This is a genomic window from uncultured Amnibacterium sp., assembly GCF_964245895.1.
In the GTDB taxonomy this organism is placed as follows: Bacteria; Actinomycetota; Actinomycetes; order Actinomycetales; family Microbacteriaceae; genus Amnibacterium.
Genome location: NZ_CAXTOQ010000010.1, coordinates 1 through 25,326 on the forward strand (window position 1 = coordinate 1; position 25,326 = coordinate 25,326).

Here is a 25,326-nt window from a genome sequence, read left to right on the forward strand (position 1 = left end):
CCAGCGCCGCGCGAGCTCGGGGTCGTCGGTGACCCGGGTCACGAACAGCGGTGCCGTCGGCTCGGGCAGCAGCGACTCGAGCGCCGCCCGCCGGCGGCCGAAGGGGTCGTCCAGCAGCGAGCGGTCCCCGTCGGCCAGCAGGTCGAACGCGATGAACGCGGCGGGCGTCTCCGCGGCCAGCTTCGCGACGCGGGACGCCGCGGGGTGGATGCGCTGCGACAGCGCCTCCCAGTCGAGCCGCTGCGCGCCGATGTCGCCGGCCGGGACGACGACCTCGCCGTCGAGGACGCAGGGCCCGGGCAGCGCCGCGGCCAGGCCCTCGACGAGGTCCGGGAAGTACCGCGTCAGGGTCTTCCCGCCGCGGCTGCCGATCTCGACCGTCGTGCCGTCGAAGGCGACGACGCCCCGGAACCCGTCCCACTTCGGCTCGAACAGCAGCGCGCCGCCGCCCGGCGCGGCGTCCGGCACGGCCGCCACCGCCTTGGCGAGCATCGGCTCGATCGTCTGGTCAACGGGCAGGGGCATGCGGCCATCCTGCCGCGCGGGCCCGAGCGATCCAGCAGGACATCGCGAGGCCGACGGCAGGACAGGACGGCGATGGCAGGACGAAACGGGCCGATCCGTCCTGCTGACCGCGTTCTGTCCTGCTCAAGCCCTCGAGAGATCGCGTGCTCGAGGCATCGAGGCATCGAGGCATCGGGGCGCGCGGGAGTCCGCCACCATGGAGGCATGGACGGGTCCGTGCGCGTGCGGCTCGACCTCGCGTACGACGGCACCGACTTCGCGGGCTGGGCGGTGCAGCCGGGGCAGCGCACCGTGCAGGGCGAGCTCGAGCGCGCGCTCGCCGTCGCGACCGGACGCGCGGACGGGCCGCCGCCGCGGCTCGTGGTCGCCGGCCGCACCGACGCCGGGGTGCACGCGACCGGGCAGGTCGCGCACGTCGACCTGACGGCCGAGCAGCTCGACGCGCTCACCCGCGGCCACGACGGCGCCGCAGCCGTCGACTCGGCCGCGCGGCGGCTGACCGGGCTGCTGAGCGACCCCGGCGACGTCGTCGTCCACCGCGCGAGCACCGCGCCGACGGGGTTCGACGCGCGGTTCGGCGCGGTCTTCCGCCGATACCGGTACCGGATCGCGGACCGGCTCTTCGCCCGGGACCCGGTCGACCGCCGGCGGACCATGAGCCACCCGCGGCCCCTCGACGACGACCTGATGCGCGACGCGGCCGTCGCGCTGACCGGGCTGCACGACTTCGCGGCGTACTGCAAGCCGCGCCCTGGAGCGACGACGATCCGCGAGCTGCAGCTGCTGGACTGGCGTCGGGAGGCGGACGGGGTGCTGGTGGCGGAGGTGCGCGCCGACGCCTTCTGCCACAACATGGTGCGCGCGCTCGTGGGCGCGGGCATCGCGGTCGGGGTCGGCCGCATCCCGCCCGAGCGGATGGCGGAGCTGCTCGCGTCGCCGAGCCGGTCCAACGAGTTCGCGGTCGCTCCCGCGCACGGGCTCACGCTGGTGGAGGTGGGCTACCCGGCCGACGCCGACCTCGCCGCCCAGGCCGAGAGGGCGCGGGCGAGGCGCGAGCTCGCCTGACCCCGGGACCGCCGGCGGTCGCGAGCGTCCAGGATGTCCGGTACTATCGACCGGCCCTGCGGGAACGCTCCCGCACCGTTTCGAGCCCTCCACCGCTCGTTCCGACCGCGAAGCCCTCCACGAGGGCGCGGATCATGGAACCGGCACCGGAGCGGGATCCACGACCACCTCGAGCAGAAAGCGTGAGCATCGTGACGCGCACCTACAGCCCCAAGGCGAGCGAGATCACCCATGACTGGGTCGTCATCGACGCCACCGACGTCGTGCTGGGCCGCCTGGCCAGCCACGCCGCCGCCCTCCTCCGCGGGAAGCACAAGGCGACCTTCGCCCCGCACCTCGACAGCGGCGACTTCGTCATCATCGTGAACGCCGACAAGGTCGCGCTCACGGGATCGAAGCGCGACGAGAAGCTCGCCTACCGCCACTCGGGCTACCCGGGCGGCCTCACGGCGACGAAGTACTCCGAGCTGCTGGAGAAGCAGCCCGAGCGCACGGTCGAGAAGTCGATCCGCGGCATGCTGCCGAAGAACTCCCTCGGCCGCGCGCAGATCAAGAAGCTCAAGGTCTACGCCGGCCCCGAGCACCCGCACGCGGCGCAGCAGCCCACGCCGTACACCCTGACCCAGGTCGCTCAGTAGCAGCCGGCACCGGAAGAGAAGCACGAGACATGGCACGCATCGCAGACTCCATCGACACCGCTCCCGAGGTCTTCACGACCTCCTCCGCCCCGGAGACCGCCCCCGCCGTCGAGCGCCCGCCGCTCACCGTGCCGGGTGCCGCCGTCGGCCGCCGCAAGCAGGCGATCGCCCGCGTCCGGCTGATCCCGGGCAGCGGCACCATCACGGTCAACGGCCGCACGTTCGAGGACTACTTCCCGAACAAGCTGCACCAGCAGCTGATCAACGACCCGTTCACGATCCTGCAGCTGTCGGGCGCGTACGACGTGATCGCGAAGATCTCCGGCGGCGGCCCCTCCGGCCAGGCCGGCGCGCTGCGCCTCGGCATCGCGCGCTCGCTGAACCAGATCGACGAGGAGAACAACCGGCCCGGCCTGAAGAAGGCCGGCTTCCTGAGCCGCGACGCGCGGGTCAAGGAGCGCAAGAAGGCCGGGCTCAAGAAGGCGCGCAAGGCGCCGCAGTTCTCCAAGCGCTGACCGGCGCGACCCAGCACGCGATGCCCCGCCTCTTCGGCACGGACGGCGTGCGCGGGCTCGCGAACCGCGAGGTCACGGCCGAGCTGGCGCTGGCCCTCGCTCAAGCCGCCGCGCACGTGCTCGGCGACGGCCCTCGATCCGAGGGCCGTCGCCCGCTCGCCGTGCTCGCGCGCGACCCGCGGATCTCGGGCGAGTTCATCTCGGCGGCGGTCGCGGCGGGGCTGGCCGGCTCCGGCGTCGACGTGTTCGACGCCGGCGTGATCCCGACGCCCGCCGCGGCGTTCCTCGTCGCCGACGTCGACGCGGACTTCGGCGTGATGATCAGCGCCTCCCACAACCCGGCGCAGGACAACGGGATCAAGATCTTCGCTGCGCGGGGCGCCAAGCTGCCGGACGAGGTCGAGGACCGCATCGAGGCCGCCATGGCCGCCCCACCGCTCGCGCCGATCGGCGCCGAGGTCGGCCGCATCCGGCGCTTCGCGGACGCCGAGGACCGCTACGTCGTCCACCTCATGGCGACGCTGCCGCACCGGCTCGACGGGCTGCGGATCGTGCTCGACTGCGCGAACGGCGCGGCCGCGGGGGTGTCGCCGGAGGCGTTCCACCTCGCCGGCGCCGAGGTCATCACGATCGGCAACGACCCCGACGGCATCAACATCAACGACGGCGTCGGGTCGACGCACCTCGGCCCGCTCGCCGAGACCGTGCTGCGGATGAAGGCGGACGCGGGCATCGCGCACGACGGCGACGCCGACCGCTGCCTCGCCGTCGACGACCGCGGGAACGTCATCGACGGCGACCGCATCATGGCGATCCTCGCGAAGGCGATGCACGCCCGCGGCGCGCTGCGCGAGGACACCCTCGTCACGACGGTGATGAGCAACATCGGCCTGCACCGCGCGATGCGCGACGCCGGCATCGCGGTGCTGCAGACCCGCGTCGGCGACCGCTACGTGCTGGAGGAACTGGGCGCCAGGAACCTGTCCCTCGGCGGGGAGCAGTCCGGCCATGTGATCATGGCCGACCACGCGACGACCGGGGACGGCCTGCTGACCGGGCTGCACCTCATGGCGGAGGTGGCGCGCAGCGGGCGGCGGCTGTCGGAGCTGGCGGCCGAGATCGAGATCTTCCCGCAGGTGCTGCTGAACGTCCGCGGCGTCGACCGCACCCGCGCACACGGCGACGCCGAGCTCGACGCCGCCGTCGCGGCCGCCGAGGCGCGGCTGGGTGACTCCGGCCGGGTGCTGCTGCGCCCCTCCGGCACCGAGCAGGTCGTCCGCGTGATGGTCGAGGCCTCCCACCTCGAGGTGGCCGAGGAGGTGGCGTCCTCGCTCGCGGCGGTGGTGCTCGAGCGGCTCGCGCTGCCCACCGCCCCATGAGCCGGGTCGCGCCGCAGCCCGACCGGGCGACGCGGCTGCGGCGCGCGCGGGGGACCCTGATCCTCGGGCTGCTGCTCTGCCTGCCGCGCGCCGTGCTGGTCTGGTTCGTCTCGCCGGCGCTGGACCTGCTGCAGGTCGTCACCACCCTCGTCTTCGTGGGCGGACTGCTCGTGATCGCGATCGCGATCTTCCAGCTGCGGGCCCTCAGGACCGAGGCGGTCTGGCCGATCGGGCTGATCGGCGTCGCCTCCGTCGCGATCGCGGCGGTCGCCGTGCTGCTCGTGCCGCCCGGCACCGCGCCCTTCGCGTACGGCGGGTCGCTGATCGCGCCTCCCGCCGCCGCGGCCTACCAGTACGGGTACCTCCTGCTGGGCGCGATGTCGCAGCTGGGCCTGATGCTGATCGTCGGCGCGGTGGGACTCGCGATCACCCACCGGCGCAGCCGTCGCACCGGCTGAGCCGCTTCGCGCGGTGTGGTCTCGCGGCTCGCGGCGGTCGCACCTCGACCGGCGGGTGGTGCTGCGCTCGCACGTCGACCGGCGGGCGGTCAAATCTTCCGCAGCGCCACCGAGCGCACGGTGTGGTCGTCCGACTTCCGCAGCACCAGGGTCGCGCGGGACCGGGTGGGTAGGATGTTCTCCCGCAGGTTCGGCTCGTTGATCGACGTCCAGAAGCCGAGCGCCGCCTCCCTCGCCTCCGCCGGGCCCAGGCTGGCGAAGCGGTGGAAGTACGAGCGCGGGCTCGAGAACGCCGCGGTCTGCAGCCGCTGGAAGCGCCGCACGTACCACTCGGCGATGTCCTGCGTGCGTGCGTCGACGTAGACGCCGAAGTCGAACAGGTCGCTGACCGCCAGGCCGTTGCGCGCAGGCGGCTGCAGCACGTTCAGCCCCTCGATGATCAGCACGTCCGGCCGCCGCACCACGATCTCCGCGTCCGGCACGATGTCGTACCGCTCGTGGGAGTAGAACGGCGCCCGCACCTCCGCCGCGCCGCTCTTCACCGCCGTGACGAAGCGGAGGAGCGCCCGCCGGTCGTACGACTCCGGGAACCCCTTCTTCTCCAGGATCCCGCGCCGCTCCAGCTCCGCGTTCGGCAGCAGGAACCCGTCGGTCGGCACCAGCTCGACCTGCGGGGTGTCGTCCCAGCGCGCCAGCAGCTCGCGCAGCAGGCGCGCGACCGTCGACTTGCCGACCGCCACCGAGCCGGCGACGCCGATGACGAACGGTGTGGTGTCCGACGCGGTGCGCAGGAACGCGCTCGTGCGGCCGTGCAGCTGGCGGGCGCCGGTCGCGTAGAGATTCAGCAGCCGGCTGAGCGGCAGGTAGACCTCGCTGACCTCCCGCTCGTCGAGCGGCTCGCCCAGCCCGGCCAGCCGGTGCAGCTCCGTCGGCTCGAGCGGCTGCGGCGTGCCGGGCGCGAGCTCCGCCCAGCGCGCGCGCTCGATCTCGACGAACGGGCTCGGCCCGTGGCCGCCGTGGGCCGCGGGGCGATCGGACACGGTGGCGAGCGTAGTGATGCCCGTCCGGGAGGTGGCAGGCCCGCGTCCGGGGCGGGCGCCGCAGCCCGCCCGATACACTCGGCACGATGTGCGGGATCGTCGGGTATGTCGGATCGAGAGCCGCGATCGACGTGCTCGTCGGGGGCCTTCGGCGGCTCGAGTACCGCGGGTACGACTCCGCGGGGGTCGCCCTGGTCGGGGACGACGGCGCCCTCTCGACCCACAAGCGGGCGGGCAAGCTCGGCGTGCTCGAGCACGACCTCGAGCGCTCGCCGCTGCCGCCGTCGACGACGGGGATCGGCCACACCCGCTGGGCGACGCACGGCGGTCCCACCGACCGGAACGCGCATCCGCACCTCGGCGACGACGGCAGGCTGGCGCTGATCCACAACGGGATCATCGAGAACTTCGCGCAGCTGAAGGACGAGCTGGTCGACGAGGGGTACACGTTCGCCAGCGAGACCGACACCGAGGTCGCCGCCGTGCTGCTCGGCCGCGAGTACGCTCGCGCCGGCGACCTGCTGACCGCGTTCCGCGCCGTCGTCGGCCGCCTGCACGGCGCGTTCACGCTGCTGGCCGTGCACGCCGACGAGCCCGACCTCGTCGTCGGCGCGCGCCGCAACTCGCCGCTCGTCGTCGGCCTGGGCGACGGGGAGCAGTTCCTCGGCTCGGACGTCGCCGCCTTCGTCGAGTTCACCCGCCGCGCGCTCGCGATCGGGCAGGACCAGATCGTCGCCATCCGGCCGGAGGGCATCGAGCTCACGACCTTCGCCGGCGAGCCCGTCGAGGGCGAGGAGTACGAGGTCGCGTGGGACGCCTCCGCCGCCGAGAAGGGCGGCTGGTCGAGCTTCATGGCGAAGGAGATCAGCGAGGAGCCGGAGGCGCTCGAGCAGACCGTGCTCGGCCGCGTGCGCGACGGCCTCGTCGTGCTGGACGAGATCGGCGAGGGGTTCCCGGACGACGTGCTGCGGGGCGTCGACCGCATCGTGCTGCTCGGTGCCGGCACCGCCGCCTACTCCGGGCTGCTCGGCAAGTACGCGATCGAGAAGTGGGCGGGGGTGCCGGTCGAGGTCGACCTCGCGCACGAGTTCCGCTACCGCGACCCGGTGCTCGACGCGGGCACCCTGATCGTCTCCATCAGCCAGTCCGGCGAGACCATGGACACCCTGATGGCCGTGAAGTACGCGCGCGAGCGCGGCGCCCGCACCCTGTCGATCTGCAACACCCAGGGCGCGACCATCCCGCGGGAGTCGGACGCGGTGCTCTACACGCGCGCCGGACCGGAGGTCGCGGTCGCGTCGACGAAGGCGTTCACGGCGCAGGTCGTCGCGCTGTACCTGTTCGGGCTGCACCTCGGTCGGGTGCGGGGCGTGCTCGCCGACGCCGAGTCCCGCGAGCTGGTGGCCGAGCTGCAGGCGCTGCCGGCGAAGCTGCAGGTGGTCCTCGAGCAGGGCGAGGAGGTGCGCGAGATGGCCAGGCAGATGTCGGACACCCGCTCCGTGCTGTTCCTCGGCCGCCACGTCGGCTACCCGGTCGCCCTCGAGGGCGCGCTGAAGCTGAAGGAGCTGGCGTACATCCACGCCGAGGGCTTCGCCGCGGGGGAGCTGAAGCACGGCCCGATCGCGCTGATCGAGCCGGGCCAGCGCGTGTTCGTGATCGTGCCCAGCCCCCGCGACGCGTCGAGCCTGCACCCGAAGGTGGTCTCGAACATCCAGGAGATCCGCGCGCGGGGCGCGCACGTGCTCGCGATCGCGGAGGCGGGCGACGTCGCCGTGCTGCCCTACGCGGACGAGGTGCTGCGCATCCCCCTCGCCGGCACGATGTTCGAGCCGCTGCTCGCCGTCGCGCCGCTGCAGATGTTCGCGATGGAGCTCGCCGCCGCGAAGGGGCTCGACGTCGACCAGCCGCGCAACCTCGCGAAGTCCGTGACCGTCGAGTGACGCCGCGTCGATGATCGTGGGGATCGGGGTCGACGTGGTCGACATCGCTCGGTTCGGCCGCTCGCTCGAGCGCACCCCGCCGCTGCGGGACCGGCTCTTCGCGCGCAGCGAGCGCGACCTGCCGCTCTCCTCCCTCGCCGCCCGGTTCGCGGCGAAGGAGGCGCTGATCAAGGCCTGCGGGGACTCCAGCGGCTTCACCTGGCATGACATGGTCGTGAAGAGCGACCCGTCGCGCCGCCCGCGACTCGTCACCTCGGGACCGGTGGCGCAGCGCCTCGAGCTGCTGGGCGTCACGAGCGCGCACCTCTCGCTGAGCCACGACGCCGGCATCGCGAGCGCCTTCGTCGTGCTGGAGGGCTGACGTGGGGGTCGTCCCGTTCGTGCCGGGCCGAGCGCGCCGCCCCGCGCCCGAGGCGGGCACCCCCTCCGCGGCACCGGTGCGGGAGGCGCGGATCGACCCGTCCGCGATCGCCGCGAACGTCCGCGCGCTGCGGGCCGCCGCGGGTACCGCCGAGTTCCTGGCCGTGGTGAAGGCGGACGGCTACGGGCACGGCGCCGAGACCGCGGCCCGCGCCGCGCTCGAGGGCGGGGCGTCCTGGCTCGGCGTCGCCGACCCGGACGAGGCGGTCGCGCTGCGCCGCGCCGGCGTCGAGGCGCCGCTGCTCGCCTGGATCCTGCGCACCGACGCCGACTTCGGCCCGGTCGCCGCGGCGGCGATCGACCTCGGCGTCTCGTCGGAGGCGCAGCTGCTGCGCGTCGCCGCGACGGCGCCCGGTGCCGCGGTGCAGCTGAAGCTCGACACCGGCCTCAGCCGGAACGGCGTGGAGGCGCGAGCCTGGGGCCACGCGTTCGAGGTCGCCGCGGAGCTCGAGCACCGCGGCTCGCTCCGGGTCCGCGGGCTGTTCAGCCACCTCGCGAACACGTCGCCGGAGGAGGACGAGCTGGCGGAGCGGCGGTTCGCCGACGCCGTGCGGCTCGCGCGCGGCGCCGGCCTCGACCCCGCCCTGCTGCACCTGTCGAGCACGGCGGCCGCGGTGTCCCGCGACCAGTCGGCGTACACGATGGTGCGCTGCGGCATCGGGATATACGGCGTCTCCCCCTGGGGCGACCCGGGGCGGATCCCCGCTCGTCTCCGTCCGGCGATGACGCTCGCCACCGAGGTCGCCGCGGTCCGCCGCGTCGAGGCGGGCGCCGGCGTCTCCTACGACCACGTGTGGCGGGCTGACCGCCCGACCACGCTCGCGCTCGTGCCGATGGGCTACGCGGACGGGGTGCCTCGCGCCGCGTCGAACCGCGCGGAGGTGCTGCTCGGCGGGAAGCGGCGACCCGTGCGCGGGCGCATCGCGATGGACCAGCTCCTCGTCGACGTGGGCGACGACCGGGTCGCGGTCGGCGACGAGGTCGTGCTGTTCGGCGACCCGGCCACCGGCGCCCCCTCCGCGGACGAGTGGGGCGCGTGGGCCGGCACGATCGGCTACGAGGTCGTCACCCGCATCGGCCCGCGGGTCGCGCGGACGTCGGGGTGACCGCGACGCTCGCGGTGCCCGACGCCGAGGCGATGCACGCGCTCGGGATCCGGCTGGGAGGGCTGCTGGTCGCGGGGGACCTGGTGGTGCTGACCGGGCCGCTCGGCGCGGGGAAGACGACGCTGACGAGCGGGATCGGGGAGGGGCTCGGCGTGCGCGGGCCCGTCAGCAGCCCGACGTTCGTGCTCGCCCGCACCCACCCGTCCCTGGTCGGCGGCCCGCCGCTGACGCACGTGGACGCCTACCGGCTGGGTTCGGCGGCGGAGCTCGACGACCTCGATCTCGACTTCGAGCGCTCCGTCGTCGTCGTCGAGTGGGGCGCCGGGATGGTCGACGGCGTCGCGGACTCGGTGCTCGAGCTGCGGATCGCCCGCGCGGACGACGACGGCAGGGCCGTCGAGGTCGTCGCCTCCGGTCTCCGCTGGGCCGGCCTCAGCCTCTGACCACGCCCGAGCGGCAGGCTCCCGCCGCGGCGGCCCGGGCGAGCAGCAGTGGTCAGCACTCGGAGGTGAAAAGCCCTGCGACGACAGCGGCGAGCAACAGCCTGACGTTGTGAGTTGCCGAGGCGGCCACGCACGTTCTCGAGATGGCTTCGGACAGTTGTTGGGCTCACGACGAGCGCGCGAGCGATGCCGTCAAGTGGGCACCCGTTCGCGCGCTGCTCCAGCACGCGGAACTGCGTTTGCGTCACGCGTACGGGCGCTCCGAGAACGGGGCAGCCTTGGGTTCGAGGGAATTGGACTCCTTGCGCGATCGCTCGGCGCTGACCGGAGGCTATTCGGCACACCGCGGGCAACCGCGATCCGTGAGGCGTGTTGAACGAGTTGTCCGCATTTTTGAGGATTTTCGTTCGGGGTGCGGCGCGTGGCGCAGGGCGATTGCTGCGTTGTCGCTAGAGATTTCCTCAACAGGTTGGAGGCTCGGGATGAGCAGATCGCTGAAGCGACGAGTTGGTGGTTTCGGGGTGCCGTGGAGGACGCCCTTCGTACTGGGGCTTACGGCCGCGTTGGTGGCGACGGGTGGTGCCACCGCAATTGCGGACACGCTGCCTGCGGGGCCGTCGGCGACGGGCCTGACCGGGCTGCGCCCGAGTGCGACCCGTCTGTCATGGCGACTGAGCGATCGCCTGCAGGCTTCGGTCGACGTCGCAACGGGCAATCTGAACATCAGGTCGGTGCTGAGAACGTTGCCCGGTGCCACGTCCACAGTGCCGATCACGTTGAGCTACAACTCGCGGGCGAGCTCGAAGGGCGATGCGTTCATGGGTGCGGCGGACTCGACCGCGTGGACCTACGGCCTGGCAGGTTCGGGCAGCCTCTCGCTGCAGTCGGACGGTACGACGGTTGACTTCACGTCCTCCGATGGTGCTGTCTGGCCGTTCACGAAGGTCAGCGGTTCAAGTTCGGCTTACACCTCTCCGGCCGGTCTGAAGTCCATGCTGACGAAGACCGCGGACGGGTGGTCTCTTCACGCGCTGGAGTCGTCGCAGACCGTGATGTTCGACGGCACGGGGCGTCCAGTCTCGATCGCGGATCGGAACGGCAACGCGACGGCGATCGACTGGTCCGCGGGAACAGTGACCTCGTCGGCGGGTGCTGTCGATGCTCGATCGTTGTTCCTGTCGTACGACGGCACGTACAGCACGCAGCATCTCGATCAGCAGATTGACGGCTCGAATGTGCGTGATCAATTCGTCTCGCAGGACTCGTCGGGGACGATCCAGAGCTGGTCGTACCCGACCGGCGCTTCCGCGTTCGTGGACTACAACTCATCGGGGCGCGTGTCGAAGCTGTACGGCGAGGGCGACTACGAGCTCGATCTGTCGTACGACTCGTCAGGACGGGTGACGAAGGTCTCGCAGGTCGACGACGGAGGCGCCGGGACGGCCGCGATCGCGGTGACACGGCTGTCCTACCCGTCGCCGACGCAGACACTCGTGGCCGGCCCGAGGACGTCGCAATCGTCGTCGGTGGCGAGCGTGCCGCATCTCACGTACACGATCGACAGCGCGACCAACCTCGTCACGCAGGCGACGGATCAGGTGGGTCGCGTCCGCGCGGCGACGTACAACGCGAATCTCGACACGCTGACGTCCACGACGGGGTCTGGCACAACTGCGTCGACGTCGACGAACACGTACGGGGCGAACGGCGGTATGTCGCTGACGGGTTCCGCTTCGGCGTCGGGGGCGGCATCTTCTGCGGCGTACGCCAACTCGGCTCAGTCGAGCCAGTAGCTGCCGTCCTCCACGACGGATGACGCGGGGAACACCTCGCTCTACACCTTCAACGGCGCGGGGAATCAGCTCACCGCACAGTCGTCCGCGGTGGCGGCGCAGGCGAATGTCACCTACAACTCCGACGGCACTGTCGCCACGGCGAAGCTGCCCGGCAACTCGGGTGACTCGACGGACTATAGCTACGACTCCAACCACCAGGTCTCCGCGATCGACCCGGTCTCCGGTTCGAGCCTCGGCACGAAGCACTTCACCTACGACGTCTACGGGCGACTCAAGACGGCCAGCGACGGGGCCGGGCGCACCTCGTCGTACACCTACGACGACGACGACCGGCTGCTGACCACCGCTTTCTCCGACTCCACCGCTACGGTGACGAGCACCTACGACAACGCGGGAAACCTCACTAAGCAGGTTTCCGGTGGTGGCACCGTCAGGAACACGTACGATGCGTTCAACCGGCTGCTGAGCACGTCGAACACCGCCGGTGGGGGCACGATCTCGTACACGTACGACAAGGCCGGCAACCGTGCGTCGATGTCCACGTCGAAGGGCACGACGAACTACGTCTACGACGACTCGAACGTGGTGACCGCGCTGAACTACCCCGCCAACACCAACCCGACCCAGCGGCCGGTCACGTTCTCGACCGACAGCAACGGACGCCGAACGGACGAGTGGTTGGGGACCAGCAGCTCCTGGGCCGGGCACGTGCACACGACCTACGACCAGTCCGGGCGGATCTCGAACGTGAAAGCGGAGACCAAGCCCAGCGGCACGGCGACGACGGTGATCGATGTCGACTACTGCTATAACACCGGTGGATCCGGATCGAGCTGCTCGAGCACGTCGTCGAACGACCGCTCGAAGCTGCAGCGGACCTACAACCACATCTCGGGGCAGACCACGACCTACACCTACGACGACTCGGGTCGCCTGACCCAGGTCGTCCAGTCCGGCGGGTCCGGGGCGAAAAACACCTATTCGTACGCCTACAACGCCAACGGCGATCGCATCTCCGCGACCACGACCGGTAGCAGCAGCGCCAGCCAGACGCTGACCTTCAACGCCGCGGACCAGATCACCTCCAGCGGCTACACCTTCGACGGAGCCGGCAACCTCACGGCCTCGCCGGGCAAGACCTTCACCTACAACGCCGCTGAGCAGATGACGAGCGCCACGATCGGAGGGGTCACGTACACCTACAAGTACGCCGGCGCGTCGCAGAACGCGCTGCTGTCGGTGACCGGGAACTCGCAGACCCGCACCTACGCGTACGGTGCCCCCGATGCAGTCGGGAACCCGCAGCTGGAGATCTTCAGCAATAGCACGGCGAGCTCCCCAACGTTCATCTACAACGACCCGCACACCGGTCAGCCGCTGTTCACCGAGGAGAAGGCCACCGACAACGGGGCGCTGATCGTCTACGACGGGACGGGTAACCCGGTCGCGTTGCTGGAGACCTGGAACGACATCTCGCAGTCGAACGCGTACGACCCGTTCGGACTTGCGACCGTGTCGAGCGGCAGCATCCCGGATGTTGTGGCGCACAACCCGTACTCGTTCAAGGGCGGGATCCAGGACGCCGCGACCGGGTTGATCAAGTTCGGACAGCGGTGGTACGCCGCCAGCACCGGCGCTTGGACCCAGCAGGACACCCTCGACGCACCCCTCGACCCCGCCAACGCCAACCGGTACGCCTACGCCGGCAACGACCCCATCAATGGGTTTGATCCGACGGGATTCGTCACATCGTGTGAGACCTCCCAACAGGTCACGACGGCGCTCGGCACCGGGACGGCTATCGTGGCAGCGGCAGCTGCGATCTCAGCCCCAACGGTAATCGGGGGTGTCAGCCTCGGCACACTCGCGGCGGGCGGCGTGATACTCACGGGCGGAGTGGGGCTCTTCACGGCGGGTGAATGCCTTCTGGGTCTCTGATTTCTCTTCGAGAGGGGACGATGCAATTGCATTACCTCGCTGTGTTGGCCGCAGTGGTGATGGACGCACTGCTGGTCGCTCTCGTCTTCGCATTGAGAAAGGGCGTGCCAGAGATGACAGCAAAGCCAAACACCACCTGGCGCGCCCTGGTCTACCTCGCTCTCGCGTGGGCGGCGGTCCTCACGGTGATCACTGTTAACGCGCTATAGCGCGAGTGGCGCGCGCTAGATGCATTGCCCACGGAGGTTGGTGACGGCTTGACCCAGAGATCGATGTCGACTACTGCTATAACACCGGTGGATCCGGATCGAGCTGCTCGAGCACGTCGTCGAACGACCGCTCGAAGCTGCAGCGGACCTACAACCACATCTCGGGGCAGACCACGACCTACACCTACGACGACTCGGGTCGCCTGACCCAGGTCGTCCAGTCCGGCGGGTCCGGGGCGAAAAACACCTATTCGTACGCCTACAACGCCAACGGCGATCGCATCTCCGCGACCACGACCGGTAGCAGCAGCGCCAGCCAGACGCTGACCTTCAACGCCGCGGACCAGATCACCTCCAGCGGCTACACCTTCGACGGAGCCGGCAACCTCACGGCCTCGCCGGGCAAGACCTTCACCTACAACGCCGCTGAGCAGATGACGAGCGCCACGATCGGAGGGGTCACGTACACCTACAAGTACGCCGGCGCGTCGCAGAACGCGCTGCTGTCGGTGACCGGGAACTCGCAGACCCGCACCTACGCGTACGGTGCCCCCGATGCAGTCGGGAACCCGCAGCTGGAGATCTTCAGCAATAGCACGGCGAGCTCCCCAACGTTCATCTACAACGACCCGCACACCGGTCAGCCGCTGTTCACCGAGGAGAAGGCCACCGACAACGGGGCGCTGATCGTCTACGACGGGACGGGTAACCCGGTCGCGTTGCTGGAGACCTGGAACGACATCTCGCAGTCGAACGCGTACGACCCGTTCGGACTTGCGACCGTGTCGAGCGGCAGCATCCCGGATGTTGTGGCGCACAACCCGTACTCGTTCAAGGGCGGGATCCAGGACGCCGCGACCGGGTTGATCAAGTTCGGACAGCGGTGGTACGCCGCCAGCACCGGCGCTTGGACCCAGCAGGACACCCTCGACGCACCCCTCGACCCCGCCAACGCCAACCGGTACGCCTACGCCGGCAACGACCCCGTGAACAACAGCGACCCCGCGGGGACCGCTGTCAACTGGAGACAGATCGCTTCAGACACGACTGCCGCCGCGGCGACTTTGCTGGTCGGAGCCTTCGTTGCGGGGACAGTTGCCGGAGTATGCGCCGCGACTGCTGGTGTCGGCTGCGTGATCGCGATTCTGGCTGGGGGTGCGTTGGCAGGCGGCATCGGATATGGAACGACAGCTGCAATCTTCGGCACCGAATATGACCCGCTACAGTCCGCGATCAACGGCGCGTTTTCTTGAACTCGAGATCATTGACCCAGCGGCAGCGGCGGCTCAGGCGACGAGCTAGCTTTTTAGTTGCTTCAGCGATCGTTCTAATCATTGCAGGAATCGCCATAGATGCCGGACTTCACATTCACGTAGTGTTCGTCGTCTGCTTGATTCTCGCCGCATCTTCAGTGCTAATGCCATTCGTTGTCTGGAGGAATTCGGACTCCGTCTTCGACGTTTCGGAGAATGACGAAGATCTCCCGCACTCCGGCGGCTGAAAGGGATGGAGCGATCAGCGGCGCTGTGGGCGGACTGCTTGTTGGAGCTGGCGGCGCGGCGTACAGAAGTATTACGGCGGTGGGGTGAATGCGAGGGTTTAATGTTCCCCTGATATTGTTTCTCGCAGCGGTCGTCTCTCTGATGTTCGGTTCGTTTCGTCTCGCCTACTTCCTCCATCAGAAGAATGTGCGTAAGCGAAACGAGCCAGCCGAATCGTTCCGCTGGGTGAGCATCGGGTTCATCGTGCTTGCCTGGGTGTTACTGCTATTCGCCTACTTGTCGGTCACGGTCTGGTCCTCGGGCGCGACCGCTTAACGCTCGGCACCCTATCTGTGATCGATCTAACAGAACCGGTTACACATATCGAAATGTTCGCGGCTTGAAGTTGGTTGTCGCGGACTCGGTGCTCGAGCTGCGGATCGTCCGCGCGGATGACGACGGCAGGGCCGTCGAGGTCGTCGCCTCCGGGCCCCGCTGGGCCGGCCTCAGCCTCTGACCCCGCCCGCCCGGCAGGCACCCGCGGCGGCTGCCCGGGCGAGCAGCAGCTGCTTGCCTGGCGGGATCGCGCCCGAGTCGAAGCCGTACGGCAGCGAGATCAGCACGTCCGCGTCGCAGAGCCGGAACCGCTGCGCGATCGCGTGCACGGTGTCGCCCGCCGCGACCGTGTAGAGGTAGCTCTCGACGCCCATCCGCAGCGCGGTGCCGGCGGCGGCCGGTCGCGAGCCGTGGTCGACGACCGACGGCTCGGGCACCAGCTGCCCGGTGCCGGGATCGATCGCGACGGTGCGGACCGATGACGCCGCCGTGGGACTCACGGGTGCGGCGGAGGGGGCGGCCGGCTCGAGCGCGCCGCTCAGCAGCGCGCCGCCGACGAGGGCGCCCGCGGCGGCGACCACCGCCACCGGCAGCCACGGCGTCCGGCGCGCCGGCGCCGGCGCCGGCGCCCGGTCGGCCGACGGCTCGCCCACGACCGAGAGGTACGAGTCGACGTCGTCCTGCGAGGCGCCGTCGCGGTAGAGGCGGCGGCGCAGCGCCTCCGCGTCCAGCGACGACCGGTCCACCGGGTCACGGTAGCCGCGGAGGCTGGAGGCGCGGCGCGCTCGTAGGGTTGCTGCTCGTGCTGCTCGCGATCGACACCTCCGGCGCGACCTCGGTCGCGGTGGTCGACGACGCCAGGCAGCCGGTCGCGCACCTGCTCGACGAGGACCCGAGGGCGCACGCGGAGCACATCGGGCCGCTGCTCGAGCGCGTGCTGGCCGATGCCGGCAGGCCGCCGATCGACGCGGTCGCCTACGGCGTGGGCCCCGGCCCGTTCACCGGGCTGCGCGTCGGGATGGCCGCCGCCCGCACCGCCGCGCTCGTCCTCGGCGCGATCGAGCTGCCCGTGCTGAGCCACGACGCGGTCGCGCTCGAGGCCGTGCGCCGCGGGCTCGCCGTCCCGTTCGTCGTCGTCGCGGACGCGAAGCGGCGGGAGCGGTTCGCGACCGTGTACCGCGGGCTCGACGCCGCCGGTACGCCGACCCGCGACGGCGAGCCGACGGTCGGGCCGGAGACGGACCTGCCGGCGCTGCCGCACGTGATCGGCGCCGTCGACGCGGCCCTGCTCGGTGCGGTCGCCGCGCTGCGGCGCGCGGCCGGTGTGCCGCTGGAGCAACCCGAGGCCCGGTACCTCCGCAGCCCCGACGTCACCCTCGCGACCGTGCGGAAGTCGGTGCTCGGATGAGCGTGCCGGTGCGGTCCGCCTCCGGCGAGGACCTGGACGCGGTGATGGCGATCGAGCGGGCGAGCTTCCCGACCGACGCGTGGTCCGCCTCCGCGATGCGGGAGACGCTGCTGGACGCGGACGCCTTCGTCGCCGAGGACGCCAGGGGAGTCGTCGGCTACGCGGCGGTGCTGGCGCCGCCCGGCAGCGGCGACGCGGACGTGCTGACGATCGCGGTGGGGGAGGCGCACCGGGGCGAGGGCACCGGTGCCGCGCTGCTCGAGCGCATGCTCGCGACCGCGGTCGACCGCGGCGCCCGTCGCGTGTTCCTCGAGGTCCGCGCGGACAACCCGGTGGCCCAGCACCTGTACGCGTCCCGCGGCTTCCGCCCGGTCGGCCGCCGTCGCCGCTACTACCAGCCGGACGGGATCGACGCCGTCGTGATGCGGCTCGACCTCGGAGGCGAGCGGTGAGCGGTCGGCCGGGACGGCCGCGCATCCACGCTGCCGGCCCCCTGGTGCTCGGCATCGAGACGTCGTGCGACGAGACCGGCGTCGGCATCGTGCGCGGGCGGGAGGTGCTCGCGAACGTGATCGCCTCCTCCGTCGAGGAGCAGGCGCGCTACGGCGGCGTCGTGCCCGAGATCGCCGCCCGCGCGCACCTCGAGGCGATGCGGCCGACGCTCGAGCGGGCGCTCGAGGTCGCCGGTGTCGCGATCCGCGACCTCGACGCCGTGGCGGTCACGGCCGGTCCGGGCCTGGCGGGTGCGCTGATGGTGGGCGTCGGCGCGGCGAAGGCGCTCGCCGTGACCGCGCGGAAGCCGCTGCACGGGGTCAACCACCTGGTCGGGCACGTCACCGCCGACCTGCTGCACGCGCCGGGCGAGGCGGTGCGCCCGATCGAGCTGCCGACCGTCGCGCTGCTCGTCTCGGGCGGCCACACCTCGCTGCTGCTCGTGCGCGACGTGGTCCACGACGTGGAGTCCCTGGGCGAGACGCTCGACGACGCGGCGGGGGAGGCGTTCGACAAGACCGCCCGCCTGCTCTCCCTGCCGTACCCGGGTGGGCCGTCGATCGACCGCGCGGCCGTCGGCGGGGACCCCGCCGCGATCCGCTTCCCGCGCGGCCTCACCGCGGCGAAGGACCGGGACCGCCATCGGTTCGACTTCTCCTTCTCCGGCCTGAAGACGTCGGTCGCCCGGTACGTCGAGCGGGCGGAGGCGGAGGGCGTGCCCCTGCCGGTCGCCGACGTCGCCGCCTCCTTCCGGGAGGCGGTCGTCGACGTGCTGCTGACGAAGGCGCTCGACGCGTGCGCGGCGTCCGGCGTGCCGCGGCTGCTGCTCGGCGGCGGCGTGGTGGCCAACCGTCGCCTGCGGGAGGCGGCGCAGGAGCGGGCGGCCGCGGCCGGCGTGCGGCTGCGCATCCCGCCCCTCGACCTCTGCACCGACAACGGCGCCATGATCGCCGGTCTCGGGGCGCAGCTGGTCGAGGCGGGGGTGGCGCCGAGCCCTCCCGGGTTCGGGGTCGACTCCTCCCTGCCGGTCGGCGTGGTGCAGCTGCGCTGACGGATCCCAGCGTGTCCGTTGACGCTCGGGCCCGTGCGCTGGGAGCATGACGGACCACCGACCTGTGAGGAACCGATGAGCGACTACCAGCCCACCCCGCCGCCCGCGCCGTACACGGGCGCGGCCGTCCCGGCGACCGAGCGCTGGAACGTGCTCGCGATCGTCGGCTTCGTGCTCGCCTTCGTCGTCTCGCTCGGCGCCGTGATCTGCGGCCACATCGCGCTGTCGCAGATCAAGCGCACCGGCGAGAAGGGCCGCGGGCTCGCGCTGGCCGCCGTGATCCTCGGCTACCTCGGGATCCTGTTCGGGATCATCGCGATCATCGCCTACGTCGCGATCATCGCAGCGGCCGTCTCGAGCGGCAGCATCAGCACCTCCCCGTGACGACGGCGACTCAGGGCACCCCGCAGGCGCCCTGGAACCCGCTCGCGATCATCGGCTTCGTCCTGGCCTTCGTGGTGCCGCCCGGCGCGATCGTCTGCGGGCACATCGCCGGGTGCAGATCCGCACCACGGGCGAGCAGGGCGACGGGCTGGCGCTCGCCGGCCTGGTGCTCGGCTACGTCTTCACCGGGCTGCTCGTCCTGTTCGTGCTGGTCTGGCTCGCGGTGATGCTGACGACCCTGTTCGGCTTCCTGGCCGTCTTCAGCCAGATCCCGGCGGGCGTCTACGGCCGCTGACCGCCCCTGCGGCGCTCGCCCGAGCGCTTCAGCAGGACGATCCGCGTTCAGCAGGATCATCCGGCCCGTTCTGTCCTGCTGACGCCGTTCTGTCCTGCTGACGCACTCGGTCGACGCGGGCATGACGGCCCCGGATGTCGGCTCCGGCAGCATCGGTCGGTTCCCGCAGCGACAGCGTGCTCGAGATGCTGCTGGAACCGACGGGCGCTGCCGGAACCGACGTGGGGAGAGCGCTCAGTGCCGGTGCCTGCCGACAGGAGGGCTTCAGCCGGCGATCCGCGTTCAGCAGGACGATCCGGCCCGTTCTGTCCTGCTCAAGCCGTTCTGTCCTGCTGAAGTCCTCGGTCGACGAGGTGCTCAGTCGCGGTGGCAGAGCAGGGCGACCCGGCGGTCCGCGGTGCGGGTGACGACGAGGACCGACTCCTCCTCGCCCGTCAGCCCCAGCTGCGTCCGGAACGCCGCCGGGTCCAGGTCGACCCCGCGCTTCTTGATCTCGAGGCGGCCGATGCGCCGCGCCCGCAGCTCCTTCCTGATGCGCTGCCGGTCGAACGGCAGCACCGCGTCGATCGCGAACCCGGTCAGGAACGGGGAGTCGACCGGGCCGTCGCCCGTCAGGTAGGCGATGCCAGGGCCGACCGGCCGCGTCCCCGTCGACCGGGCCAGGTCGCCGAGCAGGCGCGCGCGCAGCACGGCGCCGTCCGGCTCGTGGAGGTGGTCGCCGAGCGGGCCGACCGCCTCGTCGGGCGCATCGCCCGGCCCCACCAGCTCGGCGGAGCCCGCCGCGCCGATCACCAGCGCTGCCCGGCGCACGCCCGTGCGCGCCAGGCCGCCGCGCCAGACGACCAGCTCGACCACGTCGCCGCGGTCCGACACCCACTGCGTCTCCGCCGCCTCCGGCAGCGCGTCGCGGTCGTGGGCGGGCGACAGCTTCACCCCCGTCGGCAGCCGCTCCGCGAGCCGATCCGCGAAGGCGAGGGAGGGGCTGTAGTCCTCCGCGCCCACCCGCCGCGTCCCGGCGTGGCCGGCGGTGCGCCGGGCGGGATCCAGCCAGGCCGCGTCGACGCCGTCCAGGTCGACGGACTCGGCGTCCGCGGCCACGACCTCCGCCTCCGGGAACGGCTCGAGGTTGTAGGCGGCGAGGGCCGCGGTGACCGGGTCGCGCTCGACCGCCAGCACCTCGAGGCCCGTCGCGGCGGCGGCGAGCGCGTCGCCGCCGAGGCCGCACCCGAGATCCGCGACGCGTCTCATCCCGGCCGCACGCAGGCGCGCCGCGTGCCGGACGGCGACCCCGAGGCGGGTGGCCTGCTCGAGGCCGGCGCGGGTGAACAGCATGCGGTCGGCGAACTCCCCGAACTTGGCCACCGCCTTCCGGCGGAGGGCGGCCTGGGTCAGGATCGTGGCCGCCTCGTCCGGCGAGAACCCGTCCCGCCGCAGCGCGGCGGACCGCGCGACGACCTGCGCCGCCGACCCCAGCGCGGTCTCCGCCGCGACCGCGTCGAGCATCCGGGTCGTCAGCAGCGCTTCCAGGTCGCGGGCGTCCATCCGGTCACGCTAGAGGCGTCCGGCTGCTGGCACTCGCGTTGCATGAGTGCCAGACGACGAATAGTGTTGGGGGCTGGCACTCGACCCCGTCGAATGCCAACCGAACGTGTTGAAGCACTCATGAAAGCAGAGGTGGACCGTGCCGGTCTCCATCAAGCCGCTCGAGGACCGCATCGTCATCAGCCAGGTCGAGGCCGAGCAGACGACCGCGTCGGGCCTCGTCATCCCGGACACCGCCAAGGAGAAGCCCCAGGAGGGCGAGGTCGTCGCCGTGGGCCCCGGTCGCATCGACGACAACGGCAACCGCGTGCCGATCGACGTCGCGGTCGGCGACCGCGTCATCTACTCGAAGTACGGCGGCACCGAGGTCAAGGTGCAGGGCGAGGACTACCTGGTCCTCTCCGCCCGCGACGTGCTCGCCGTCGTGGTGCGCTGAGCCGACCCCATTCGGACGAAGGCCCCCCGCTTCGGCGGGGGGCCTTCGTCGTCCAGGCGCGCACGGCCGGCCGTGCGCACGGCTAGCGTTCTTCGGTGATCTCGGGGGAGCGGACCTCGTCCCGCGCGGGCGTGCTGTTCGGCATCGGCGCCTACGGGCTGTGGGGTGCGATGCCCGTCTACTTCATCCTGATGGCGCCAGCCGGCGCGTTCGAGATCGTCGGCTGGCGGATCGTCTTCTCCGTCGTGTTCTGCGTGCTGCTGCTCGCGGTGACCCGCGGCTTCGGCCGGTTCCGCGGGGTGCTGGCCGACCGCCGCGCGGTCGCGTCCTTCGCCCTGGCCGGCGCGCTGATCTGGGTCAACTGGACCGTCTACGTGCTCGCCTCCACGTCGGGACGGGTGCTCGACGCGGCCCTCGGGTACTTCATCAACCCGATCGTCACGATCCTGCTCGGCGTCGTGATCCTGCGCGAGCGCCTGCGCCCGGCGCAGTGGGTGGCGATCGCCGTCAGCGCGGCGGCCGTCGTCGTGCTGGCGGTGGAGGCGGGGACGCTGCCGTGGATCTCGCTGGCGCTGGCCGCCTCCTTCGGCCTCTACGGCCTGGTGAAGAAGCGGGTCGGCCGGATCGACGCGGTGTCCGGCCTGACCCTCGAGACCGCGTGGCTGACCCCGGTCGCCGTCGTGCAGCTGGTCGTCGTCGGCGCGGGCTCCGGGCTCGCGTTCGGAGCGGCCGGCTGGTTCCCGACCCTGATGCTCACCTCGGCCGGCATCGGCACCGCCGTGCCGCTGCTGCTCTTCGCCGCGTCGACCCGGCGGCTGCCGCTGTCGGTCGTCGGCTTCCTGCAGTACGTCGCACCGATCCTCCAGTTCGCGGTCGGCGTCGCGGTGCTGCACGAGCCGATGCCCGCGGCGCGGCTGATCGGCTTCGCGCTCGTCTGGGTCGCGCTCGTCGTGCTCGTGGCGGAATCGCTGCTGCACGGCAGGCCGCGCCGGACCGCGCCGACGGTGCAGCCGATCGGCTGACCTCAGCCCACGACGCCCGTCGAGTGGAACACGTCGTAGGCGACGGTGGGGCCGGTGCCGGGGATGTCGGTCGCCGCGAAGGAGACGCAGAGCGCCGTCGTGCACGCCTGCCCGTCGCCGCCTCCGCGGCCCTGCCGGTCCTTGGTCAGGGTGAACCCGCCCTCGACGAGCAGGCGGCGTGCCGCCGCGTACGCCGCGTCCGCGTCGGCCACGCGTACCACCCGATGCCATTCGCCGTCGCTCGCGGAGGAGGACAGCGTGCGGCCGCGCACCGCGGGGAAGGCGGGTACGGACGGGACGGAGGCGGTCGGCGAGGTCGCCGGTGCGGTGGCGGCGGTGCACGCCGAGCAGGCCAGCAGGACCATTCCGGCGGCCGCCGCCGCCCGGAGGGCTCGGCTGCTGGGCGGCATGCTGCGGACCGTAGCAGCGCCCCTCCTTGTAGTGCCGCTCAACCGTGGGTCACGCTTTGCTAACGAATCATTGATCCGGCCGACCTGGAAACACGCCTGGAACGCGGGATGCATACGGTTGCGGCACGTCGCCGACAAGCCGGCACGTCTGCCATCGCACGACAGAAGTAAGGATCCGAATGCCTGGACACCTCCGCATGGGCCGCCGCCTGGCCGCCCTCGCGATCGGCGCCACGGCCGCCGTCGCCCTCGCCGCCTGCTCCTCGGGCGGCGGCACCGCCACGACCTCGAGCCCGACCGCCTCCTCCGCCGCCACCGGCGACGCGATCAAGGCCGTTGCGAAGTGCGACTCCGGCGCCGACGAGTCGGCGCAGCTGAAGCTCGGGGCGTTCCTGCCCCTCACCGGCGGCCTCGCCTTCCTCGGCCCGGCCTCGGTCGGCGGCGTGGACCTCGCGCTCTCCGACATCAACGCGGCGGGCGGGGTGCTCGGCAAGGACGCCTGCGTCAACCTCGTCGACTCGAGCGAGACCTCGCAGGCCGCGGTCAGCATCGCGAACATCAAGAAGCAGCTGCAGTCGAAGGTCTCGGCCATCGTCGGGCCGGAGTCCTCCGGCGTCACGTACAACGTGCTGCCGACCATCAAGGGCGCGAAGACGGTGCTGTTCTCGAACGCGGCGACGGACGACGGCCTCACCGGCGTCTCCCCGTACTTCTTCCGCAACCCGGCGCCGAACGGCTTCGAGGCGTCCGCCCTCGGCAGCCAGATCGTCGCCGACGGCCGCAGCAAGGTCGCATTCCTGACCTTCAACGACCCGTACGGCACCAACCTCCGCGACGGCATGGAGAAGGTCGTCGCCGACTCCGGCAGCGCGAAGGTCGTCTACGGCGGCAAGGGCAAGAACCAGGAGTTCCCGTCCACGGAGACCAACTTCGGCTCCGACGTGTCGGCGGCGCTCGCCACGAAGCCGGACGCGATCGTGATCATCGCGTTCGACCAGACGAAGCAGATCATCCAGGCCCTGGTCTCCTCGGGCTGGAAGATGGCGAACACGTACTTCGTCGACGGCAACCTGAACGACTACTCCGCGGACCTGCCGGACGGCACCCTCACGGGCGCCAAGGGCGCGACGCAGGGCGTCAACCCCTCGCCGGACCTGCGCAAGCGCATCGCCGCCGCCTATAAGGCGAACGGCGGCTCGTCGGACATCACGTCCTACGGCTACGGCGCGGAGGCGTACGACGCGTCCACGCTGATCGCGCTGGCCGCTGAGAAGGGCAAGAAGTCGGACTCGGCGACGATCCAGAAGAACCTGCCCGCGGTCTCCGGCACCACCGGCGGCACCGTCTGCAAGTCCTTCGCGGACTGCAAGAAGCTGCTCGACGCGGGCAAGGAGATCCAGTACCAGGGCCTCGCCGGCACCGGGCCGTTCAACGCGAAGAACGACATCTCGAGCGGGTACATCTCCATCTACGAGTTCGACGGCAACGCGCCGTCGAAGTTCCTGACGTCCACCAAGGAGTCGGACTCCTAAGGAGCAGCTCAGGCACCCCGGGCCCGGCCGCACGCAGCGGCCGGGCCCTCGGCCCGCCCACCGGACGGTAAGGACCGCATGATCCGCACGATTCCCCGCCTGGCAGCGATCCTGGTCGCCGTCGTCGGCATCCTCCTCGGCGTCCTCGCCGCAGGGCTGCCGGCGCAGGCCTCGACCAGCCCGAGCCCCAGCGCCTCGGCACCCGCGGGCGGTGGGGCCGGCAGCATCACCGCGGTCCCGACCTGCGCGCAGACCGACACCACCGGCTGCGTGTCCGGCACCCTCCGCGACAGCGACACCAACCCGGTCGCCGGCGTCACGCTGACGCTCGCGCCCGAGGGCGGTGCGCCGGTCGCGACCAAGACCTCGAAGCAGGGCGTCTTCAGCTTCGCCGTCACCGCCGCCGGGAAGTACACGCTCACCCTCGACGACGCGACCCTGCCGAAGGGCGTCAAGTCGACGAACGGCACCGAGCGCACCCCCACGGTCCGGCTCGGTGCCCTGGCCCCCGCCGGCTTCGCGCTGTCCGGCACCGTGTCGTCGAAGGAGACCGACTCGAACCCGACCGGTACCGGGGGGATCGGGCGTCTCTGGAACCAGATCTCGCTGGGGCTGCTGCTCGGCCTGCTGCTCGCGCTCGGCGCGATCGGGCTCTCGCTCGTGTACGGCACGACCGGGCTCAGCAACTTCGCGCACGCGGAGCAGGTGACGCTCGGCGGCTTCCTCGTCTACGTGTTCGGCATCCAGCTCGGCGTGCCGTTCGTGCTCGCCGCCGTCATCGCCGTCGCGATCTGCGCCCTGACCGGCACCGTGCAGGACCGCCTGATCTGGCAGCCCCTGCGGCGGCGCGGCCTCGGGCTGACGCAGCTGATGGTCGTCACGATCGGCCTGCAGCTGGCGCTCGAGTACCTCTACCAGTACATCTTCGGCGGCGGCGTGCGGAACGTGTCGCGCACGATCCAGGCGAACACCGGCCCGCTGAACATCACCCCGAACGCCTACGTCGCGATGGGCATCTCGCTCGTCGTGCTGATCGTGGTCGGGCTGCTGCTCACCCGCACCCGCATCGGCCGCGCGACCCGCGCGGTCGCCGACAACCGGCCGCTCGCCGCCGCCTCCGGCATCGACGTGGACGGCATCATCCGGCTCGTCTGGACCGTCGCGACCGGCCTCGCCGGCCTCGCCGGCCTGCTGTACGCGCTGGTGTACGGCGGCATCGCCTGGAACACGGGGGCGGAGCTGCTGCTGCTGCTGTTCGCGGCGGTCACGCTCGGCGGCCTGGGCACGGCGTTCGGCGCGCTGGTCGGCTCCCTGATCATCGGCCTCGTCACCCAGCTGTCCAGCCTCGTGCTGACCGCCCAGCTGCGCTACGCGTCCGCCCTGCTCATCCTCATCGTGGTGCTGATCTTCCGGCCGCAGGGCATCCTCGGTCGCAGATCGCGCGTCGGCTGACGAAGGAAAGGAA

The 25,326-nt window shown here is 71.6% G+C and carries 26 protein-coding genes and 3 pseudogenes; 23 read left to right on the forward strand and 6 right to left on the reverse strand.

Going from position 1 to position 25,326, the window contains the following annotated elements; genetic code table 11:
- A pseudogene (locus tag ACFE60_RS02845) lies at positions 1 to 525 on the reverse strand (ATP-dependent DNA ligase); the annotation flags it as partial.
- Positions 526 to 729: 204 nt separating this feature from the next.
- Between ACFE60_RS02845 and ACFE60_RS02850 the strand changes: the two are divergent.
- From ACFE60_RS02850 to ACFE60_RS02870, 5 genes are all read left to right on the forward strand, one after another.
- A complete protein-coding gene (locus ACFE60_RS02850) occupies positions 730 to 1,590 on the forward strand; it encodes a tRNA pseudouridine synthase A (protein ID WP_375387326.1) in 861 nt (286 codons plus the stop codon).
- Positions 1,591 to 1,781: 191 nt separating this feature from the next.
- The gene (gene rplM / locus ACFE60_RS02855) at positions 1,782 to 2,228 is read left to right on the forward strand and encodes a 50S ribosomal protein L13 (RefSeq protein ID WP_375387363.1); all 447 of its coding nucleotides are present in this window, start codon (positions 1,782 to 1,784) and stop codon (positions 2,226 to 2,228) included.
- A gap of 29 nt (positions 2,229 to 2,257) precedes the next feature.
- Complete coding sequence (gene rpsI, locus ACFE60_RS02860) at positions 2,258 to 2,743, forward strand: 30S ribosomal protein S9 (RefSeq protein WP_375387327.1); 486 nt, start codon at positions 2,258 to 2,260, stop codon at positions 2,741 to 2,743.
- Positions 2,744 to 2,763: 20 nt separating this feature from the next.
- Complete coding sequence (glmM, locus tag ACFE60_RS02865; protein WP_375387328.1) at positions 2,764 to 4,122, forward strand: phosphoglucosamine mutase; 1,359 nt, start codon at positions 2,764 to 2,766, stop codon at positions 4,120 to 4,122.
- Positions 4,119 to 4,580, forward strand: a complete 462-nt coding sequence (locus tag ACFE60_RS02870; protein ID WP_375387329.1) for a hypothetical protein — start codon at positions 4,119 to 4,121, stop codon at positions 4,578 to 4,580. The genes glmM and ACFE60_RS02870 overlap by 4 nt, the downstream gene beginning before the upstream one ends.
- Before the next feature lie 89 nt (positions 4,581 to 4,669).
- Here ACFE60_RS02870 and coaA read toward each other — a convergent pair whose 3' ends face one another.
- Positions 4,670 to 5,620: a type I pantothenate kinase gene (gene coaA, locus ACFE60_RS02875; RefSeq protein ID WP_375387330.1), complete on the reverse strand. Its 951-nt coding sequence runs from the start codon at positions 5,618 to 5,620 to the stop codon at positions 4,670 to 4,672.
- Between the two features lie 86 nt (positions 5,621 to 5,706).
- Between coaA and glmS the strand changes: the two genes are divergently transcribed.
- The 4 genes from glmS to tsaE are packed head-to-tail and all read left to right on the forward strand — an operon-like array spanning position 5,707 to position 9,529.
- Positions 5,707 to 7,560, forward strand: a complete 1,854-nt coding sequence (glmS, locus tag ACFE60_RS02880) for a glutamine--fructose-6-phosphate transaminase (isomerizing) (RefSeq protein ID WP_375387331.1) — start codon at positions 5,707 to 5,709, stop codon at positions 7,558 to 7,560.
- A 10-nt stretch (positions 7,561 to 7,570) separates the two neighbouring features.
- Positions 7,571 to 7,921 (forward strand): holo-ACP synthase, encoded by a 351-nt coding sequence (locus tag ACFE60_RS02885; RefSeq protein ID WP_375387332.1) that lies wholly within the window; start codon positions 7,571 to 7,573, stop codon positions 7,919 to 7,921.
- Between the two features lies 1 nt (position 7,922).
- Positions 7,923 to 9,086, forward strand: a complete 1,164-nt coding sequence (alr, locus tag ACFE60_RS02890) for an alanine racemase (protein WP_375387333.1) — start codon at positions 7,923 to 7,925, stop codon at positions 9,084 to 9,086.
- A 32-nt stretch (positions 9,087 to 9,118) separates the two neighbouring features.
- Positions 9,119 to 9,529 carry a tRNA (adenosine(37)-N6)-threonylcarbamoyltransferase complex ATPase subunit type 1 TsaE gene (tsaE, locus tag ACFE60_RS02895; protein WP_375387364.1) on the forward strand — a complete coding sequence of 137 codons (411 nt, stop codon included), beginning with the start codon at positions 9,119 to 9,121 and terminating at the stop codon, positions 9,527 to 9,529.
- Positions 9,530 to 9,630: 101 nt separating this feature from the next.
- Here the strand turns inward: tsaE and ACFE60_RS02900 are convergent.
- Positions 9,631 to 9,873 (reverse strand): annotated as a pseudogene (locus ACFE60_RS02900) (LuxR C-terminal-related transcriptional regulator); the annotation flags it as partial.
- 138 nt (positions 9,874 to 10,011) lie between these two features.
- Between ACFE60_RS02900 and ACFE60_RS02905 the strand changes: the two are divergent.
- The 5 genes and pseudogenes from ACFE60_RS02905 to ACFE60_RS02925 all read left to right on the forward strand — a co-directional run bounded on the left by ACFE60_RS02905 (position 10,012) and on the right by ACFE60_RS02925 (position 14,725).
- Entirely contained in the window at positions 10,012 to 11,322 is a 1,311-nt protein-coding gene (locus ACFE60_RS02905) for a hypothetical protein (protein ID WP_375387334.1), read from the forward strand.
- 90 nt (positions 11,323 to 11,412) lie between these two features.
- A complete protein-coding gene (locus ACFE60_RS02910) occupies positions 11,413 to 13,263 on the forward strand; it encodes an RHS repeat-associated core domain-containing protein (protein ID WP_375387335.1) in 1,851 nt (616 codons plus the stop codon).
- Positions 13,264 to 13,283: 20 nt separating this feature from the next.
- Positions 13,284 to 13,472, forward strand: a complete 189-nt coding sequence (locus ACFE60_RS02915; protein ID WP_375387336.1) for a hypothetical protein — start codon at positions 13,284 to 13,286, stop codon at positions 13,470 to 13,472.
- 137 nt (positions 13,473 to 13,609) lie between these two features.
- Positions 13,610 to 13,690 (forward strand): annotated as a pseudogene (locus ACFE60_RS02920) (hypothetical protein); the annotation flags it as partial.
- Between the two features lie 216 nt (positions 13,691 to 13,906).
- On the forward strand, positions 13,907 to 14,725 hold the full coding sequence (locus ACFE60_RS02925) for an RHS repeat-associated core domain-containing protein (RefSeq protein WP_375387337.1): 819 nt from the start codon (positions 13,907 to 13,909) through the stop codon (positions 14,723 to 14,725).
- Between the two features lie 734 nt (positions 14,726 to 15,459).
- Here the strand turns inward: ACFE60_RS02925 and ACFE60_RS02930 are convergent.
- Positions 15,460 to 16,035: a hypothetical protein gene (locus ACFE60_RS02930; RefSeq protein WP_375387338.1), complete on the reverse strand. Its 576-nt coding sequence runs from the start codon at positions 16,033 to 16,035 to the stop codon at positions 15,460 to 15,462.
- A 56-nt stretch (positions 16,036 to 16,091) separates the two neighbouring features.
- Between ACFE60_RS02930 and tsaB the strand changes: the two genes are divergently transcribed.
- The 5 genes from tsaB to ACFE60_RS02955 all read left to right on the forward strand — a co-directional run bounded on the left by tsaB (position 16,092) and on the right by ACFE60_RS02955 (position 18,919).
- Positions 16,092 to 16,697 carry a tRNA (adenosine(37)-N6)-threonylcarbamoyltransferase complex dimerization subunit type 1 TsaB gene (tsaB, locus tag ACFE60_RS02935; protein ID WP_375387339.1) on the forward strand — a complete coding sequence of 202 codons (606 nt, stop codon included), beginning with the start codon at positions 16,092 to 16,094 and terminating at the stop codon, positions 16,695 to 16,697.
- Positions 16,694 to 17,149 carry a ribosomal protein S18-alanine N-acetyltransferase gene (gene rimI, locus ACFE60_RS02940; RefSeq protein ID WP_375387340.1) on the forward strand — a complete coding sequence of 152 codons (456 nt, stop codon included), beginning with the start codon at positions 16,694 to 16,696 and terminating at the stop codon, positions 17,147 to 17,149. The genes tsaB and rimI overlap by 4 nt, the downstream gene beginning before the upstream one ends.
- Positions 17,146 to 18,240: a tRNA (adenosine(37)-N6)-threonylcarbamoyltransferase complex transferase subunit TsaD gene (gene tsaD / locus ACFE60_RS02945; RefSeq protein ID WP_375387341.1), complete on the forward strand. Its 1,095-nt coding sequence runs from the start codon at positions 17,146 to 17,148 to the stop codon at positions 18,238 to 18,240. Before rimI ends, tsaD begins: the two co-directional genes overlap by 4 nt.
- A gap of 75 nt (positions 18,241 to 18,315) precedes the next feature.
- Positions 18,316 to 18,624 carry a DUF4190 domain-containing protein gene (locus ACFE60_RS02950; RefSeq protein ID WP_375387342.1) on the forward strand — a complete coding sequence of 103 codons (309 nt, stop codon included), beginning with the start codon at positions 18,316 to 18,318 and terminating at the stop codon, positions 18,622 to 18,624.
- A gap of 112 nt (positions 18,625 to 18,736) precedes the next feature.
- Positions 18,737 to 18,919 carry a DUF4190 domain-containing protein gene (locus ACFE60_RS02955; protein WP_375387343.1) on the forward strand — a complete coding sequence of 61 codons (183 nt, stop codon included), beginning with the start codon at positions 18,737 to 18,739 and terminating at the stop codon, positions 18,917 to 18,919.
- Between the two features lie 357 nt (positions 18,920 to 19,276).
- Here ACFE60_RS02955 and ACFE60_RS02960 read toward each other — a convergent pair whose 3' ends face one another.
- Positions 19,277 to 20,461 (reverse strand): SAM-dependent methyltransferase, encoded by a 1,185-nt coding sequence (locus ACFE60_RS02960; RefSeq protein ID WP_375387344.1) that lies wholly within the window; start codon positions 20,459 to 20,461, stop codon positions 19,277 to 19,279.
- A gap of 139 nt (positions 20,462 to 20,600) precedes the next feature.
- Between ACFE60_RS02960 and groES the strand changes: the two genes are divergently transcribed.
- Positions 20,601 to 20,897 carry a co-chaperone GroES gene (groES, locus tag ACFE60_RS02965; protein ID WP_375387345.1) on the forward strand — a complete coding sequence of 99 codons (297 nt, stop codon included), beginning with the start codon at positions 20,601 to 20,603 and terminating at the stop codon, positions 20,895 to 20,897.
- 98 nt (positions 20,898 to 20,995) lie between these two features.
- Positions 20,996 to 21,919, forward strand: coding sequence for an EamA family transporter RarD (rarD, locus tag ACFE60_RS02970; RefSeq protein WP_375387365.1), 924 nt, complete (start codon positions 20,996 to 20,998; stop codon positions 21,917 to 21,919).
- A 2-nt stretch (positions 21,920 to 21,921) separates the two neighbouring features.
- Here rarD and ACFE60_RS02975 read toward each other — a convergent pair whose 3' ends face one another.
- Positions 21,922 to 22,329 carry a hypothetical protein gene (locus tag ACFE60_RS02975; protein ID WP_375387346.1) on the reverse strand — a complete coding sequence of 136 codons (408 nt, stop codon included), beginning with the start codon at positions 22,327 to 22,329 and terminating at the stop codon, positions 21,922 to 21,924.
- Positions 22,330 to 22,508: 179 nt separating this feature from the next.
- Between ACFE60_RS02975 and ACFE60_RS02980 the strand changes: the two genes are divergently transcribed.
- Both ACFE60_RS02980 and ACFE60_RS02985 read left to right on the forward strand, forming a co-directional pair.
- On the forward strand, positions 22,509 to 23,861 hold the full coding sequence (locus tag ACFE60_RS02980; RefSeq protein WP_375387347.1) for an ABC transporter substrate-binding protein: 1,353 nt from the start codon (positions 22,509 to 22,511) through the stop codon (positions 23,859 to 23,861).
- 78 nt (positions 23,862 to 23,939) lie between these two features.
- Entirely contained in the window at positions 23,940 to 25,313 is a 1,374-nt protein-coding gene (locus ACFE60_RS02985; RefSeq protein WP_375387348.1) for a branched-chain amino acid ABC transporter permease, read from the forward strand.
- Positions 25,314 to 25,326 lie beyond the last annotated feature (13 nt).